The 16,212-nt window shown below is 63.4% G+C and carries 12 protein-coding genes; all 12 read left to right on the top strand.

The window, feature by feature from the left end:
* Positions 1-19 precede the first annotated feature (19 nt).
* Positions 20-268 (top strand): hypothetical protein, encoded by a 249-nt coding sequence (locus tag LDO41_RS27800; protein WP_223994194.1) that lies wholly within the window; start codon positions 20-22, stop codon positions 266-268.
* A gap of 55 nt (positions 269-323) precedes the next feature.
* Positions 324-548, top strand: a complete 225-nt coding sequence (locus LDO41_RS27795; RefSeq protein ID WP_223994191.1) for a hypothetical protein — start codon at positions 324-326, stop codon at positions 546-548.
* A 21-nt stretch (positions 549-569) separates the two neighbouring features.
* Entirely contained in the window at positions 570-842 is a 273-nt protein-coding gene (locus LDO41_RS27790; RefSeq protein ID WP_223994189.1) for an HU family DNA-binding protein, read from the top strand.
* A complete protein-coding gene (locus LDO41_RS27785; RefSeq protein ID WP_223994187.1) occupies positions 839-1,126 on the top strand; it encodes a hypothetical protein in 288 nt (95 codons plus the stop codon). Before LDO41_RS27790 ends, LDO41_RS27785 begins: the two co-directional genes overlap by 4 nt.
* A 94-nt stretch (positions 1,127-1,220) precedes the next feature.
* Positions 1,221-2,084: a hypothetical protein gene (locus tag LDO41_RS27780; RefSeq protein ID WP_223994185.1), complete on the top strand. Its 864-nt coding sequence runs from the start codon at positions 1,221-1,223 to the stop codon at positions 2,082-2,084.
* 44 nt (positions 2,085-2,128) lie between these two features.
* Positions 2,129-3,676 (top strand): toprim domain-containing protein, encoded by a 1,548-nt coding sequence (locus LDO41_RS27775; RefSeq protein ID WP_223994183.1) that lies wholly within the window; start codon positions 2,129-2,131, stop codon positions 3,674-3,676.
* A gap of 38 nt (positions 3,677-3,714) precedes the next feature.
* On the top strand, positions 3,715-4,122 hold the full coding sequence (locus tag LDO41_RS27770; protein ID WP_223994181.1) for a hypothetical protein: 408 nt from the start codon (positions 3,715-3,717) through the stop codon (positions 4,120-4,122).
* A gap of 209 nt (positions 4,123-4,331) precedes the next feature.
* Complete coding sequence (locus LDO41_RS27765; protein WP_223994179.1) at positions 4,332-4,781, top strand: hypothetical protein; 450 nt, start codon at positions 4,332-4,334, stop codon at positions 4,779-4,781.
* Between the two features lie 17 nt (positions 4,782-4,798).
* A complete protein-coding gene (locus LDO41_RS27760; protein WP_223994177.1) occupies positions 4,799-5,104 on the top strand; it encodes a hypothetical protein in 306 nt (101 codons plus the stop codon).
* A gap of 192 nt (positions 5,105-5,296) precedes the next feature.
* Positions 5,297-6,694, top strand: a complete 1,398-nt coding sequence (locus LDO41_RS27755) for a hypothetical protein (RefSeq protein WP_223994176.1) — start codon at positions 5,297-5,299, stop codon at positions 6,692-6,694.
* Between the two features lie 201 nt (positions 6,695-6,895).
* Positions 6,896-7,603, top strand: a complete 708-nt coding sequence (locus LDO41_RS27750) for a hypothetical protein (RefSeq protein WP_223994174.1) — start codon at positions 6,896-6,898, stop codon at positions 7,601-7,603.
* 189 nt (positions 7,604-7,792) lie between these two features.
* Positions 7,793-16,210, top strand: coding sequence for a strawberry notch-like NTP hydrolase domain-containing protein (locus tag LDO41_RS27745; protein WP_223994172.1), 8,418 nt, complete (start codon positions 7,793-7,795; stop codon positions 16,208-16,210).
* Positions 16,211-16,212 lie beyond the last annotated feature (2 nt).

Genomic DNA, 16,212 nt, shown 5'->3' with positions numbered 1-16,212 from the left:
TAAGCAGGCGCTGTCGCTCATGCAGGAGATCAAGCGCCACGAGCGCTCGCTCCTGCAGCTTGATCGCTCGGCGGCCGACGCCAACATGGTTGAGGAAGCGCTGCAAGGGCGTGTATGCAAGTGTTGGGAGACGATCGAAGACGATCGTCATCTCCTGAATGCGAGCCACGTCATCCAGCGCTGGCTGGCTACGGAAGAAGATCCCGATGCGGCCCTCGCAAAAATGACCGACGCCGATGTCAAACGGCGGCTGGCGGATGGCCTTTGAAGGTGCCGTAATGAGTCCTTGCAAAGACTGCCCATTCTGGGCGACATCGCGTGGCATGATCGGTTGGTCGCTCGTGCAGCAGATGCAGGCCAGTGCCGAATCGCTCGGGGGCTTCCCTTGCCACATGAAGAATCCCGGCAATGACATCCTGACTTGCGTCTCGGCCGAGGCCAACGCGAATGATTGTGTCGGCTACCGGTGGATGCAGGAAAACCTGACGTCCCCGGATGACGTGCTTCCCGACATTGTAGGCTGCTTCGATGAGCTGATCGGCAGCTGATTTAACGATAGAGAGTTTGTGATGACCAAAGAAGAAATGGTGGCCATGCTGGCCCAGCGCAGCATCCTGTCCAAAGCCGAAGCGGAGCGGCAGTTCAACGCCGTGATCGAGGTGCTGGGTGAGGCGATCGCCTCCGGTGGTGCGAAGATTCCCGGACTGGGCATCTTTACTGTCAACGCGCGTGCTGAGCGTGTTGGGCGTAATCCGAGGACGGGCGAGCCCATGACCATTGCGCCTTCCCGCTCGGCCGCGTTCCGCCCGGCCGCTGCGCTCAAGGCCCGGATCAACCGGTGAGCGAGGGCGTGCCACGCGCCCACCCGGATGCTGTGCTGCCTGTCCAGTATGCCGATCCCGGCCTTGTCGGGGTCGACGAGCGCTTGGCGTGGGTCACGCAGGTCTTTGTGGACCGCGCCGTCGCCCATGGCGGGCGGGAAGGGTGGGAGGCGTGGCGCATTGAAGAGTTGGCTGCGACACTCACCAGACAGCATGCGCTGCTGGTCGAGGGTGGTGCGTCCTTTGATGAGGCATTGGTGAGAATCGATGTGATGTTAACGCCAAAAGCCGGTGAAAACACGTAAACGTCACGTTCTCACAACGATTATTTAAGTTTTTTCTTGCGTCGGGTACAATAAAAAAGAATATCAAACCAACCCGTCCCGGGGATTTTTCCGCATGCCGACCGCCCTTGATAGTGCTTCCAGTCTCACCGACGAGGTGTTGACGAAGATGATTGCCGATGCGGAGCGAACCTACAAGTTCTTGAAAAGCACCCCGCAGACGCTCCGGGCCGCGCGCCTGATGCGCAATTACCGGTTCATGTTCGACGATCGGCAAACGCCGGTGGTGGCGTCGTTTGAGTTTCTCAAGCATCGGGCAGCACAGGATGATCCGCGCGGCGGCGAGTTCGACCTGAGCGACTTTGTCTTTGCCATCAAGATGTTTGGGCTGCAGGTCTTCGAGCGCAAAGGCATGAAGTACTTCCTCGGCCGTAACATGCCTGCGGGCGTGCGCCGTGTGCGGGAAGGCAAGGAAGACAAGTACGAGCCAGTGCCGCTCAATGACGCAGATAGCGTGCGCAAGCTTGAGTTCAATGTGTTTCAGGGCGGCCGCACCAAGATCCAGATCAATGAGATTCAGTCGGCCACCAACAAGCTGCTGCGCGAGTACCGTGAGCTCCTGCTGGCCAACCATCTAGGCAAGCTGCGTGCATCCGGCCTGTCGATCGGCGATTGCCGCGATCGGATGCGCAGCGAGCATAGCGTGAAGGATCACGAGTTCGCCCGGGTACGTACCATCGCGATCGAGTTGGGCGTCTTCAAGCCGGGACGCGCGGCGGCCAAGGAAAGCAGCCGGGTCATGCTGGACCCGGACGTGCAGGAATTCTTGGGTCGGGTACGCGCCGAGAAGAAGGCCGCAGGCGCCCGCGAAAACCAGCTGTCCATGTCCAAGCTGCTGAACAACGCGGTGCGCGAGCTGCACCTGATCGCTACCGGCGAGCCTCTTCCTCGCGCCACGAGAGCGCTGACGGTGGACTGATCTCGAATCGGGCGCGCCTGCGCGGCCGCCAATGCGGAGCCGACATGAAAACGCTGGTGCTGGTCGAAGCGTCCGGCAAGACTGAGCTGCTGGCACGGCGTCTGCGCGAGATGCGCCACACTGTGCAGGTGCTCGCCACCGTCGGCCATCTCTGCGACAACCCCAAATCCCTGCGACCAATCGCGCTGGATCCCCAGTTGCGCGAGATGGCGTACGGCCTGCGCGAAGACCGCGCCGCACTGTTCAAGAAGATCGCCGACGCGGCGGCCATGGCGGACCAGATCATTCTGGCCATGGACGACGATCAGGAGGGCGATGTCATTGCGCATGATCTCGCTACGCTGCTGCCCGACGAGCAGAGCAAGATGCGCCGCGTGCGACTCGGTTCGCTTGGCGCGGACGAGCTCCGCGCCGCGTTCGCAAGCGCCAAGGCCATCGATCCGGCGGCCGCTTGGCCCGGCATGTGCCGGCGCATTGTCGATCGTGCGATCGGCAGCGCGTACACCGTCATCGCCGAAGGCGCAACGATCCCGGTGGGCCGGGTGCAGAGCGGCATGTTGGATGCCGTGGCGCGCAGTGCGCCGCAGATCGGAACCTATCGGATTCCCCTGCAGGTGAGCGACGGCCGAACTTTCATGGCGGAGGTTCCGGTCTCCTCCGATGCCGGTATTGAGGCGATGCGCCGGGCCGAGGCCGCGCTGGCGGCCGGTGCGGGAAAGATCCTTGGGCAGGAAGAGCGAGAACGGCCCGCCAGTTTGCCGTGGTCGCATGAGGAGGCGGTTGAGGCGATTGCCTTGAGATTGCACGTCGATATCGATGTGGCGGCCAACGCGTTGCAGGAAGCCTTTGAGCGGGGACTTGTCAGCTATCCGCGCGCTCGGGCCAAGGCTTTTACTCCGGATGGTGTGGAGATCGGTGCTCGGCTGGCGCACTACAATCGGTGCGCTTTTGCCGGCGATCAGGTACCGAGTCGGCCGCGCACTGGCGCACAGGGCCTGCCTCACGAGGCGCCCCGGCCGATGGAGGAGGAGGTATTGATCGGGCGCACGCTGAATATGTTGGATGCGGCGGAATCGGTGCAGGTGCTGCTTGCCAGAAATCTCATCCAGTGCGGGCAGACCGTCCGCGAGACCCGCTTGCGCGTGGCGGCGGCCGACGCCGAACTGGAATTTTGCTACACGGCGCGTCCGCCGATGCGCAACTGGAAGGACAAGGCCGCCAAGCCCGGCTACGAGGCACTCCCGCTGGATGTGGCACTGCTGCGCCATATGCGAATGGCAGGCCTTGGTCGGGCGAGTACGCTCGTCAAGCATGTCACTACCATGCTGGCCAGAAACGTTGTCGAGCAGGGCGGAGCCGGGATCCGGCTGACCGAGAAGGGGGAGCAGTGGCTGGCCCACGCGCGTAGGGCCGGGCTGTCTGCCGACGTTTCGGTCGCCATCGAAGCGCGGCTTGAAAAGCCGATGAAGGATGTCCATCGGACGGCCCGGGAGATCCTGCGCGAGCATGGGTTGCTGGGACAGGTGGACACAATGATTGCAAAGCATGCGCCGAAGCGCCAAGAGCACGCGCCGGGCATGGCGCTCGACTGAGTCAGTCGCGGCGACGGTTAAGGGATCGGGAGAAGAGAATGAGTGAGATTGTGAAACAGGCGCCGGGCAGCCACGTAGAGCTGCTGGACATCTATACGGGCAAGCGCAAGCTGGCCATCGTGGACGAAACGGGGCTGGGCTATTTTGACCTGATAGGCGATGACGAGCTGCCGAAACCGCTGCACGCGGAGCTCAAGCCCGAAGCGCTTGGGGCTATCGCGTCATGGCTTGCGGAGATGGCCGACCCGGAGCGTGCCAAGCTGCTCGGGCAGGCATGGCTGCAGCTGTCCGAATCGGGCGCAGATGCGCTGACTGTGGCGCGCGCGGTGCGTTGGGGCGTACTCAACGACAACGTGGACGCGGACACCCTGCTACAGGCCGGACAGATGCAGACCGACATCATCCGCAGCGGCCGCCAGCGCCTCGCGGAGCGCCTGAAAGGCTGACACCTCAGCGCGCCCGCGCAAGGCCCGGCAAACGCCGGGCCTTTTTTTGGCGCCGCCGCCGCCAGCCTGTGTTACATCCATGCAAAATTTACCTTTCAAATGGCATCTATGTTGTCATTGTGTTAATCTTCCGTGCGGTAACGCACAAAAAAAACATCAAAAAATTATCAAGCGACTGGGGGAAGTCGCGCCTCGAACTGGATGGACACATGGACAACAAGGTGAAGCTTGCAGACGTCGCTTCCACACTGGTGGTGGATGCGCTGAACGACTTCGTAAGCAAAGGTGGCACGTTGCGGGACGGTCCGGAAACGCTGACGCCGGAGCTCGTCGCGGCCGCCAATGGCGGATTGCCCGCCATTCTGTTCTGGGCCGACGAGTACTACGCCGAATACGATTTGCCGTTCGCGTCGATCGATTACAAGCCGGATCCGCAGGCGCGCCTCGGCATGTCGGTACCGGGCATGTATTCTGACTGGGTCACCACGGGCTTTCCACTGTTCGCGCTGAACTACTTCGTGGTCTCGGAAGTTCTCCTGCAGGCCGGCAACGTGCTGGATCTGGGGCCCTTGTTTCAGAATTTCAGAGAGTGGGCCGCTATGCAGTACGGCATTCCGGCCACGCCGCCAGCCGCAGCGCCCAAGCATCAGCCACAGTAGGCATCCTAGGAGCCATCATGTCGAACACGCTGACCAAGCCGGACCCGCTCACGAAGCTACAACGCCAGATTTTGGAAGCGCTAGCGCAGGGCAAGCAGTTGTGTGCAGGCGCGGGTGGCTTCACCATTCATCTCGGGCAGACGCGCGCCGTTGTGGGCGGGACGGTCGCCGTGGCGACGTCCGTGCGCCGCAATACAATCGAGAACATGGTGCAGAAGGGGCTGCTGTGCAAAACCACCCAGCACGACCAGACTGGTCGCAGCTATCCGGCTTACGTGGCGGCCGCCCCGCCAGCCAAAACGACCGCCATTGGTGCATCGTAATGTGAAATAAAAAATAAAAACGCTCGCATATGCGAGCGTTTTGCATTCATGGCGTCAGTTTGACCCCAGAATTTTGGATTTCTGCGATGTCGTGATAAAAATTCTCCCAATCGCTGATTGCGGTCTGCAATGCGGATGAGCAAAAGCGGTGTGAGCAGGTCCACAACTTTGTCCATACGGAGCAGCGAAATTATGCAACTCGATAGCCTGAAGCGTGGCGCACGTCGCGCCAGCAACAACACCGTCAAGCCCAAGACCATCGTCATGGTCTTTGATCGTCTGGAAGCGAGCGAAGGGAAGGCCAGTTTTTTCCATGGCTTCGACGCCATCACGCGTGAGCCGGTAGTGGTGCGGCTGAATACCATCGAGGAAGGTCTGGCCGTCGTGGGGCGACTCGCCACGCAAAACCGCGAGGCGGCGCTGGCCAAGCTCAAGCAGCAGTATGTCGGTTCGGGCGAGCAAGGCCGTCCGCGTCCGGCCCACTTCGTGACCGTGGGCAACAAAGTGCATTGCGAGAAGGGCGGTACGCTGGCCTTTACGCGCTGCCTGCCCAACGAAGACGGCTCGTTCCGTGCGCACTGGGCCGAAACACTGGCACCGACCGCTGGCACCGCGTGCGATCTGGTGCACGCCAACCTCAGCGCTGAAAAATTCACCGTGGATGGTGTGGTCACGCATCAGGTCGTGGCCGACATCGTGCGTCCCGAAAAGGCAGTCGAGCTGACGCCGGAAATCGCCGTGCCGACGGTGCTGGCGACGATGGCGTCGCAGCGCGAAGTCAATGGCGAACTGATCGGCCGCAGCCCGTTTGCGATCCTGCGTCTGATCGACAAGTCCGACGGCTCCCAGCCGGAAGGTCTGGAGCCGGTGCGCATCAGCCCGCTGCGAGTGCCGGTGGAAGTCGTTGACCACGATGGCGGTGGCGAAACGCGTATCGTCTATCGCGTCGCCTCGGCGGAGGACAGCCTGAAGCACCTGATGGCACCGGGCGAGGACGTCAAGGAAAGCCGCGACATGTGGGCGGCCAAGGCCATGATCTACGGCCTGAGCAAGGAACCGGGCTATCCGACGTTCAAGGGCGCCGGCGCCGACCAGACCGAAGCTCTCCACCAGATCGTCGATGCCGTGCGCAATGGCACGCACGCCGTCGAACTGATCCCGGGCGAGCGCATCGCGGCCGGCAAGGCGACCAAATCGGGCATCGTCAAGCAGGCGTACGACCAGAACGGCGCCCCGTTCGCGTACCACCCGATTCACATGAACTACAGCCCGCGTGACGAACGCGGCTATGTCAAAGCGCGCTACTTCATTCCGACGTACCTGACGACGGAAATGAGCCGGAACGGCTCGCTGATGATGACCAAGTTCCTCGCGGCCGACCACAATACGCCGAAGACCACCCTGCGCGGTCTGGCAACCGGTATCCAGTATGCCCCGGAAGCTGGCAGCGCGCTGGATCAGCCGGAAGAACTGGCGCAGGCTGACGACGCCATGCCATTCGATCCGACCGCAATCAACCCGGACGCCGAGGCCGGTGTGGATGCGCGTCTGGAGCAATCGGCGGCCGCGCTCGATGCCGAGTTTTTCTGAGCCCGTCATGACCCGTGACAGTTGACCCCTGTCCGAACCGTCGCCGCTCGCCTCCCGACGGCGACGGGCAATCCTTGAACCGCCCACTCCCCCGTTGGGCGGTCTTTTTCTTTGCGGCGGAGCTGCACACCGGACCACGACATGCCATCTGTCTCCGTCTTGGCGTCACCGGCCGATAAGGCCTCACCCGATTCCCGTGCCGTGGCACGACTCTGGAACGCGATCGAGCGGCAGCTGGCGCGCGCCGCCAATGCAGACCGCCATGATCCGGCGACGCGGCAGGCGGCGCACAAAGTCATTGGGCGCCTGCGCGATGCCTTGGCCGCGCGGGGCTATGCGTTTGATGAGGCGGCCCAGTTGCGGCTATATTTTCTGGACTGGAGCGCAGTGACACGCCAGCGTGCGACCGCGCGTCGGACGCAGATGCTGGCAGGCCGGCGCGCGCTGCGCGAGCGGGCCAGTCATCTTGCGCGGTGCCAGCCCGCGCCCGGTTTGGACGTCTGGCAAGCGGTCGCCGGGGTGCGTCTGGAACTGATTGGGGAGGGGGTATGTTGTGGCGAGGAGGTGCTGCGCTTGCATGCCATGCTCGTGCGCGCCGCCCCGACGATGCCGTATCTGGCCAGCACACCCTCGGCGAGCGGCCTTGCGCTCGCGCAGGATCCCGCACCAGCATGGGTGATGAGCGTTGGCTTACCGGTGCCCGATGGTGTCTGGGCCAAGCTGCGCGATGTCATTGATCGTCATGCGCTGCAAGTGCGGGCTTGGGACTACCGCGATCCCGCCTCTGGACGCGGGCTGAGTCCCGTCTGCGCAGATGTCAGTGACCTCTTTAGACCCGATGTCGTGACCGCGTTATCCGTGGCGACCGAGCCGACGCAAATTCCTCATGTGTTGCGCCCGGCAGAATGAGCCTGCACCAATGTAAGGATTTGGTGAATATCTCCGATAAATAAATATCAAATGATTGCGGAAATAATCATCAAAATCATCCTTACCATTGTTTTTACCCTGTTTTTTGGCTTTTTGGCGACCTCAGGGATAATTTCCTCATTAATGTTCTGACCGGCTATTGCGTGGGCTGGCATGAGGAAATCGGCGATGACGACAATCAAGTGGATGGACCTGAAAGATATCGGGGTCTATTTCGGATCGTACAAGCAGGGCGACGTAAATGGGCTGTCCGTCGTGGACATGACCGGCGCCTATGCCAAGGAAATCGCCAAGCTCGGCTTCGCGCCTGTGGCCAATGCCTACGCGAAGGACGTTTATGTGAAGCCGAATTTCGGCCTCACGCCGCAGCAGCTGCGGGAGGCCTTCGGTGGCGACAAGCTGCGCTGGGTGCAGGGCTCCCGCGAGGAGATTGACCGGCGCTTTCGCACCAAGGTCAAGGAAAAGACCAATGCCAACGCCGGCGCCCTGTACGCGCAGGCGCAGGCGATCGGTGTGAACGACGCGGGCGAGGTGGTATTCGATTCGCCCTCGGGGCGCTTCGTGCAGCGCGAAGTCAATGGCAAGAAGGCCATCGTGCGCGATGACGGGCTGGATCTGCCCACATTTCTCTATGCACGCACGCAAGCCGACCTGCGCCGCGTGGCGCGCGGCTTCGTACGCCGTATCGTGTCGCGCAACAACAACCTGCGCTGGGACCACGTCAAAGCGCTGATGGCCCAGAGCAACAAGGGCGGTTTCAGCGAGCGGGACTATCAGGAAGCGATCGAGACCGAAGCCAACCTGCTGCTGCAGCAGGAGTCGGCTAAGCATCTGGCGCGCGGTTGGGATGCTATGGGCGTCTTCGATATCGCCAACCGAATCTATATCGGCATGCCCAAACTCGGGGTGCGCACTGCGAGCTCCATTGCGCGTCAGCAATACTCGACCCCGGGCCCGCTGTCGGTGATCGCGCAGGCCATGTTGGCGCCGCGTGACGGCCTGCCGGGCCGGTCGGTGCTGGATCCGACGATCGGCAACGCCTCGCTCGTGACGACGTTCAATGCGGGTCGCGCCGAAGGAGAGCCGCATTGCCGCATCTACGGCGTGGAGCTCGACGAGGACCGCGTTGCGGCTGCCCGCGATTTCGCTGACAAGGTGTTGCAAGGGGATGCCACCGAGACGGATTTTCGTTCGCTCTTCGCGCAACCTGACGGGTTCGATTATGTCATTGCGAATCCCCCGTTTGGGTCGATGGACAGCATGCGCGACGTAGTCCTGCCCGAAGGCAGCAGCGTGGCCAAAATGCCGGTGCGTCGCCTCGATCATTACATCTTGCTCGAAACGCTCCACGCCCGTAAGGACACGGGACGCGGCGTATTCATCACGGGTGCCGACGGTGCCGTGGGCGATGGCGCGGTGGATGGGCGCAGCAAACATCTGCTGGCCTATCTGATGGACCACTACCACATCGACGGGGTAGTCGACGTGAGCGGCGATCTCTACAAGAAGCAGGGCGCGGCCTTCCCGCTGCGTCTGTATGTTGTGGGCGCGCGCCGTGCCGAGCCGATCGAGGCCGAGGTGCCGACCCGTCTGCCGGTGCTGCATTCCTACGACACCCTGCGCAAGTGGGCTGAAGCGGTCATCGAGCGTCGGGACAACCCGCTGGTCACGCCCGAGCCCGTTGTACAGGATCTGGTTGCTGAAGCCGAGGAGGACGCACTGCCACGCGTGCCGCGCGTGATGTCCCCCGAAGCATCGGCACGCGCGCGGCGCGAAATGGCTCGCCACAATGGCATGGTGGAGGTGGCCCGCTATCTGGCAGGAAAGGCGCGTACGGTCAGCACGGCGCAGCACCGCTTCGCTGTGGACGGAAAGGTCTTGGCGCTGGACGTGCCGCGACCCAATATGGACGCCAGCTATGCCACGCAAGCTGTCTTCTGGTGGGAAGAGCGTAATCCGCGCGTTGCCCTGCGCACCTATGACGGCCGCTTTGCCGTGGTGTCGCTCCAGCGCAAGCGCGGTGAGTTCTCCGAAGTCAACGTACTCGAAGTGGGCGAGGCCGCCCAGCAGCGCTTTGTGTCCGCGTATGAACGCCTCAGGGAAGCGGAGGGCAAACCGCTGGCCGCACCAGCTACCGCCCACGCGGCGGCAGGGTCGCCGGCCACAGTGACCGTGGCGGCGGTGACTGGCCAAACGGCCGTGCCAGCAAGCCAGCCCGCGCCGCCGGCCGACTTTAGCGACTTTCAGGATGACCGCCATTACGTGTTCGCCAAAGACGAGCACAAGCGTTGGCACCAGCGCGATGCGGATCGCAATATCGTTCTCGATCCACAGATGCGACGGGTCGTAGCAGCGGTGCGGGAAGCACGCAAAACAAAGTTCTATACGCAGGAGATCTACGACACGGTGCTGGAGAGCACCGGAGACTTCTTCCGCCCCGAAGATCGGACGCTTGGGCTACAGCGCGTGGAGCGGGGTGAAGTGGGCATGGCCATCTACTATGCGCGCGACGTGGTGGACGAACAGGACAAGAACGCCGCGATCGACGCCGCGCGCAGCGAACTGGCGCTTCAGCCGGGCCTGCTGATTGGCACGGTCATGTTTAACGACTTCAAAGTCGTCAACCGTGCTGCGATCAAGGCGATCGACGGTCGTGTCGTGACAGTGGAAGCCAAACGTGGCAGGAATATCATTCACTTCACGACCGATGCACTGGCCATCAAGAATGCCATTGCGCGCGCGGTCGAGCAGGGCAAGCGCAAGGCCGGCCCGGCCGCCCAGCCCAACGTCGAGCCGCCGGCGTCTGACTTCGATCAGCGCCTGCTCGCCGCAGTCGCGGACGCTACGGGCGCACTTGCCGCGCCGGACAACGACGGCGAGGAAGCGCTGCGCACCTTGGAGGTCGATCTGCCGGACCTGCGCACCCTTGCGGAGAGCTTGGCCAAGGGCATACATCCGGGCAATGGCAAGCCCATCGGATCCGAAGGCATGCGCCGCAATCTGTTGACCCAGCTGGAACTGTTGGCCGGCAGTGTCCAGAGCGTAAAGGACGCCCGACCCGGGGATGCGGAAGTGGCCGCCTTGGTCGATGAAGCCATCGAGGCGGCGCGTCAGGCGATCGATGCAAGCGAACCATTGGCGCCGCTGGGCGCGGAACTCGCCCAGCCCGAGGCGGCATCGGCTCCCGGCCCTGCCAAGGTGGCGCCGTGGGCCATGACGGGGGCGCAGTGGCTGGCGGCACAGGCGGCGCTGGGCCGCACCGCCTTGATGGGCAGCCATCCCGGCGGCGCGGAAGCCGAGCGGATCGGCGAAAAGGCGCGGCTTGCCTATGGGGTGACCGAGTGGTTCCACCATCGCGCAATGCGCGGCGACGAGCAGGCACGCGACTGGGTGCTGGAGGGCAACCGCGTCACCCACGAGGATGTCGTGCGCAAGGCGCTCGCAGAGGGCAAGCCGGTACCGGCCCATGTGCTGGCCGACTATCCGGACCTGCAGGCGCCGCTGGAAGCGGTCGCGAGTCCGCAGGCCTTGGCGCTGCAAACGCGTGTGGATGGCATGCGCGGCGTCGTGGCCACCATGTCGCCATTCAAGGACCTGCCGCCCGGGTGGATCGTCATGAACGCGCCGCGCCCGCTGCTGGGCGACGAGCATGTGGAAAACGGGGAGTTTGCGCACGGCCGCTTCTACGCGGCCATCGACCTCGCCTCCAGCATGGCCGAGCGTTACCTAGACGAGAACGCGCGACTGGACGCACACGTGCTGTTCGCGGCGGAAGAGTCCGTGCTGGCGGCGATGGCGCTGCAGGCCGAGCCGGCACGCTATCACACCAACTACATGGCGCTCGATGAGGCCGAGCGCATGGAGATACTGGTCCACAAGATCAACGACCTGAATCGGGGCGAGGGTCACACCTACGGCGCACTGCGCGCCTTCGCGGCCAAGGGCTGGCCGGAGGTGACCCCATTGACGGCACAAGCCGGGCTACGCGACAGCGAAGATGGCGACGCCGACGTCGATCTCGCTGACGCATCCAGCGGCACAGGGACCGTACCCATTTCTGCGAAGCCGCACACTGGATCGCCGCTGGTGGCCGAAGCGATGCGGCTGGCCCAGACGACGAAGGAACGGTCCCTCTTCCGTCAGGCGTTGATGACCGCATTCTCCGGCGCCGTCGACAGCGATCGCGCCGCACTTTATGCCCAGCTGGGCCTGCAGCGCGGCGTTTCCCGCACCGTACTGATGGCCGCATTCGATACGTTCTGGGACAGCGTGGAACGTGCAGAAGTCGTGGAGCCGGCGGGAGACACGCAGGACGATGCCAACCTTGGCCGCAAGTGGCAATCGGCCGCCGGCGAGGTGGAAATCGTTGGCTACTATCGGGGCAATCCCGAGCGCTACCAGACGCATCTGAACGGACGGACCATGGGGGGTCCGCTGGTCGACCGGGCGGATCTGGAGGCGCGCATTGCGCTGGATACGCGCCAAGCCAAGGACATGGCGGTACGTCGCGCGGCGCAGGCCGACCGCGAGGCGGCCGCCGAACGCGCGCGCCTCGACGCGCAGGATATCGATGGCTTTGGTGACGCTGAAACGCCACAGCGTCGTGGCAAGATTGTCGCCACGCTGCAGCGCACCTATACGCTAAGCGGCCGGCCGGCGACGCTGCGTGACCACATCCGCCGGATGGTGGCCGAAGGCCATCGCATTACGCTGGCACCGGATGGCATGCGTCGCCTGTCGGATGCGCGTAATGCCTTCTTCGACGAGCGCGATCTGCTGAAGACCGGCATGGATTACGCCGAGCACCTGCTGGGCCTGCAGGCTGGCGTGGAGATCAAGATGCCGGCGGGCGCGGTGCCGGCCGTGCAAGACTTGCAGCGGCACGCACTGGATGCCCCCACAGGCCTGCCGGAAGCGGCCACGGTACCGGGCGCCGTTGATGCGCTGGAAGGCGACGCCGCTGCGGCGGCCGACGCGGCGCTGATCGATGAATCGCTCGACGCCTTGCTGGTACCGGATCTGCCCGAAGGCGAGTTTGTCGAAGACGGTCGCGAGGAGAACGAATTCCAGCAACCGTACGTGCCGTACTCGAACATCGGCGAAGCCAGCATGATGATTCCGGCGAATCTGTCCGGGCCGGTGTATGCGGCGCTCGCACAGGTGCGGGCGGATTTTGGCGAGATCGATGACTACGTCTGCCGTTGCCTCCAGTTCGAGCTGAGCGATCTGGAACGCATGAAGATGAAGCCGGAGCAGATCGATGCGCTGGCGCTGATTTTCGCGGCGCACGACAAGAAGCTCGGGTTCCTGCTGGCCGACAAGATGGGCGCCGGCAAGGGCCGCGTGCTCGCGCTGGTCGCGCGCCGCGAAAAGCTCGAAGGGCGTATCCCGGTCTTCGTGACGGTCACGCAGAACCTCTTCACCGACTTCCTTGAGCGCGACATGGTCGCCGTGGAAAGCCGCGACCTGTTCAAGAACCCGCTCATCGTGAACGATGGCGCGAAGACCACCGACGCGAACGGCGACGTCGTGGTCCGCTCGATGCGACGCGAGGATTACCGGCGCTACGCCGAAGCCGGCGAGCTGCCCCCGGGCACCGACATCATCCTGATGACCTATGCGCAGGTGTCACGCCGTCCGGCGTCGCACTTGACGTCCCGCTACATGCTGCAGCTGGCCGAACGCTACCCGCTCACGATGCTGCTCGACGAGTCGCACAACGGTGCCGGCGCGAGCAACACGGGTGAGAACCTCGACGCGATGATCTCGATCTCCTCCAATCGTGGGGGCCGTGTGCTGTACTCGTCGGGCACGCCGATCAAGGGCGCGAAGAACCTGAAGCTCTACAGTGCCATTCTGCCCAAGGGGGTCAACACCGAGGAGCTGCTCGAAGCGGTCGCCAGCGATCCGCTGTCGCTGCAGGAGGCGCTCAACTTCGAAATTGCCGCGCGGGGCTGCCTGATCTCGCGCGAACTCGACAGCAGCAACGTCGTCAAGGACTTCTACCTGTCGCCGCGCCGCGAGCGTAATCTCGAAATCTCCGATCAGGTGGCTGACATTCTCTCGGGCATGGCTTTCCTGTCGGGCGACGTGGGCACGGTCGTACGTAACATCAACCGCGAATTCACCAAGGAACTCAAGAGCATCCCCGAATCGGAGCGAGAAGGCGCACGCATGGGCGCTACCAATCTGAATTTCGGGTCCCGCCTGCATGCCCTGACGGGTCAGCTGCTGCTGGCGCTCAAACTGCCGGACGTGCTGGATCTGGCGGTGAAGTCGCTGCAGGAAGATGTGAAGCCGATCATTGCCTTGCGTCGTACCGGCGAGAGCCTGCTCAAGGAATATCTGGAGGAACTTGCCCCGGCCCACGAGGCCGACGCTGGCCGCCGCAAGAAAGATCTGGGTACGGTGACGCTGGAGCATCCGCTTACCTTCCGCGACTACATGCGTCGTACGCTGCAACGGATCTTGGAAATCAAGGTCACGAGCCGGTACGGCGAAGTTTCGACGCGCATGGCCACCGGCAAGGAAATCGAGCGGGTGACGAAGCGTCTGGAAGCCATGATCGACGCGCTGCCGGACGATCTGCCGCTCACGCCGATCGACTATCTGCGCGAAGGCTTGGCCAAGCATGGCTACACGATGGCCGAGGTGTCGGGCCGGGGTCTGCAGGCGCGTACGATGGAGAACGGCCGCGTGGCAATCGAGCCGGTACCGGGACGTACCGACCCGACGCGCATCAACCGTGCCGTGCGCGACTTCAACAACGGCGAACCCAACGCCGATGTGATCGTGCTGACCTCCTCGGGCAGCACCGGGATCTCGCTGCACGCGAGCCCGGCCACGGGCAAGGACCTGCGCGCGCGGCGGATGATTAAGGCCGAGATGCAGCAGGACATCACGCAGGAGCGCCAGATGGACGGCCGGCACGATCGTACGGGCTCGGTCAAGCGCCCCGAGTACGTGATTCCGCTGACGGGCCTGCCGGCCGATGACCGGCTGGCCATGATGTTCAACAACGCCAACCGCTCGCTCACGTCGAGCACGGTGGCCAACCGCGACAGCAAGGATCTCATCAAGACCGTGCCGGATCTGCTGAATGTGGTGGGCGATGAAGTGGCCTACTTCATGCTGCGCGCGGACCCGGGGCTGGCGCAGAAGCTGGACATCAATATGCCCGAAGATGGCGAAGGCTGGGCCAAGGGTCCGCTGTGGTATGTGAAGTCGCTCACGGGCCATATGACGCTGCTGCGTTCGGCCGAGCAGTTCGCCCTGTACGAAGATCTGCAGGCACGCTTCACCGAGCGGCTGGACCAGTTGAAGGCCGAAGGCCGCAACCCGCTGGAGGTGGTGTGTCACGACTGGCGTGCGCGGATGACGCAGCAGGACGTCTACATGGGCGCAAGCGCCCCGGCGGCGGCCGCTGCGACGTCGTCGATGTTCAACAAGCCGGTGTACCTCTCGACGCTCGAATACGAGCACGTGATGAAAGCCGTGCGCGCACCTGAAGTCGATGCCAAGATGGCGGCGACCGACGCGCGGGATCACGGGCAAGGCGCGGCTGCCCATATCGTGAAATACCTGCGCGACTGCCGCCAGATGTTGCTGCAACAGGTAACGGGCAAGAAGTTTGATAGCGTCGAGGCGGCACTGGCCGCCGCGCCGGACAAGGAAGGCAAGCACAACGAGACGCGCAAGCTCGCGGACAAGCTGGACTGGATGGAGCGCAACCTCGAAGTGCTGGGCCGGGGGTCCGTGTTCTATGAGAAGGATCTATCCGGTGTGGCGCTGCCGCATGTGGTGCTCTGGTATGCGTTGCCAAAGAAGACCGAGGACATGTCGCGCCCGAGCAGCTTCATGGTCCATACGTTGCAGCCGGGCAGCGACGTCGTGTCACCCAAGACGCTCAGTTCGCTGTATGCCGAAGGGATTGATCTCGAAGTGATGGGCTTCCGGGAACACTACGAAGCCCGCGAAGCGTTCGATGCGGCCGAGAACGGCATTGTGACCCGTCGTGTCCGGGTGCTGGACGGCAACCTGTTCGAAGCCACGGCGCTGAACCTGCGCGAGCATCTGGGCCGCAAGATCGTCTACACCGATGAATCGGGTAAGCGTCAGCACGGGATCATGGTGCATTCGACAGTGTCGACCGACCTGCTGCTGTCGCTGGCCGAACGGCTGCGCGACCCGGCGCTGATTGCCAAAGTGATGCAGCATCAGCCCGTGGGGAACGATCCGTCGGGCATTGCCAAGCTCGACGACAAACAGACGGTGGTGGTCTACAAGGATCGCACCGGCGACGCCGTGCTGCGGGTGCCCGGGTCCAGCCTGCGGGGCGGCCAGTTTTTCCTTGACCCAGTACTGTCGCTCATCAAAGGTGAGGAGGCGAAGAATCGCTTCGCGCTCGATTTCAAGTCCTCCAACGGCGGGATGCGCGCGGTGATCGCGCCGCATCGTGTGGAAGCGGTGATCGAATACCTGACGGAACACCATAACGTGAAGTTCTTCATGAAAGACCGGTCGTTGCTGCGCAAGGTGCGCAACGAGCTCGACCGGGAAGCCCAACCGGCCGAACTGGCGGCATGACT

This window comes from Cupriavidus pampae (assembly GCF_914271485.1).
Lineage (GTDB): Bacteria > Pseudomonadota > Gammaproteobacteria > Burkholderiales > Burkholderiaceae > Cupriavidus > Cupriavidus pampae.
This window is presented reverse-complemented; position numbering and strand designations above follow the sequence as displayed.

Bases quoted from the DNA above. Each gene is read 5' to 3' on its own strand.
- LDO41_RS27790 (WP_223994189.1), top strand. From the start codon at position 570: ATGACCAAAGAAGAAATGGTGGCCATGCTGGCCCAGCGCAGCATCCTG.
- LDO41_RS27760 (WP_223994177.1), top strand. From the start codon at position 4,799: ATGTCGAACACGCTGACCAAGCCGGACCCGCTCACGAAGCTACAACGC.
- LDO41_RS27765 (WP_223994179.1), top strand. From the start codon at position 4,332: ATGGACAACAAGGTGAAGCTTGCAGACGTCGCTTCCACACTGGTGGTG.
- LDO41_RS27755 (WP_223994176.1), top strand. From the start codon at position 5,297: ATGCAACTCGATAGCCTGAAGCGTGGCGCACGTCGCGCCAGCAACAAC.
- LDO41_RS27770 (WP_223994181.1), top strand. From the start codon at position 3,715: ATGAGTGAGATTGTGAAACAGGCGCCGGGCAGCCACGTAGAGCTGCTG.
- LDO41_RS27745 (WP_223994172.1), top strand. From the start codon at position 7,793: ATGACGACAATCAAGTGGATGGACCTGAAAGATATCGGGGTCTATTTC.
- LDO41_RS27775 (WP_223994183.1), top strand. From the start codon at position 2,129: ATGAAAACGCTGGTGCTGGTCGAAGCGTCCGGCAAGACTGAGCTGCTG.
- LDO41_RS27795 (WP_223994191.1), top strand. From the start codon at position 324: ATGATCGGTTGGTCGCTCGTGCAGCAGATGCAGGCCAGTGCCGAATCG.
- LDO41_RS27780 (WP_223994185.1), top strand. From the start codon at position 1,221: ATGCCGACCGCCCTTGATAGTGCTTCCAGTCTCACCGACGAGGTGTTG.
- LDO41_RS27800 (WP_223994194.1), top strand. From the start codon at position 20: ATGCAGGAGATCAAGCGCCACGAGCGCTCGCTCCTGCAGCTTGATCGC.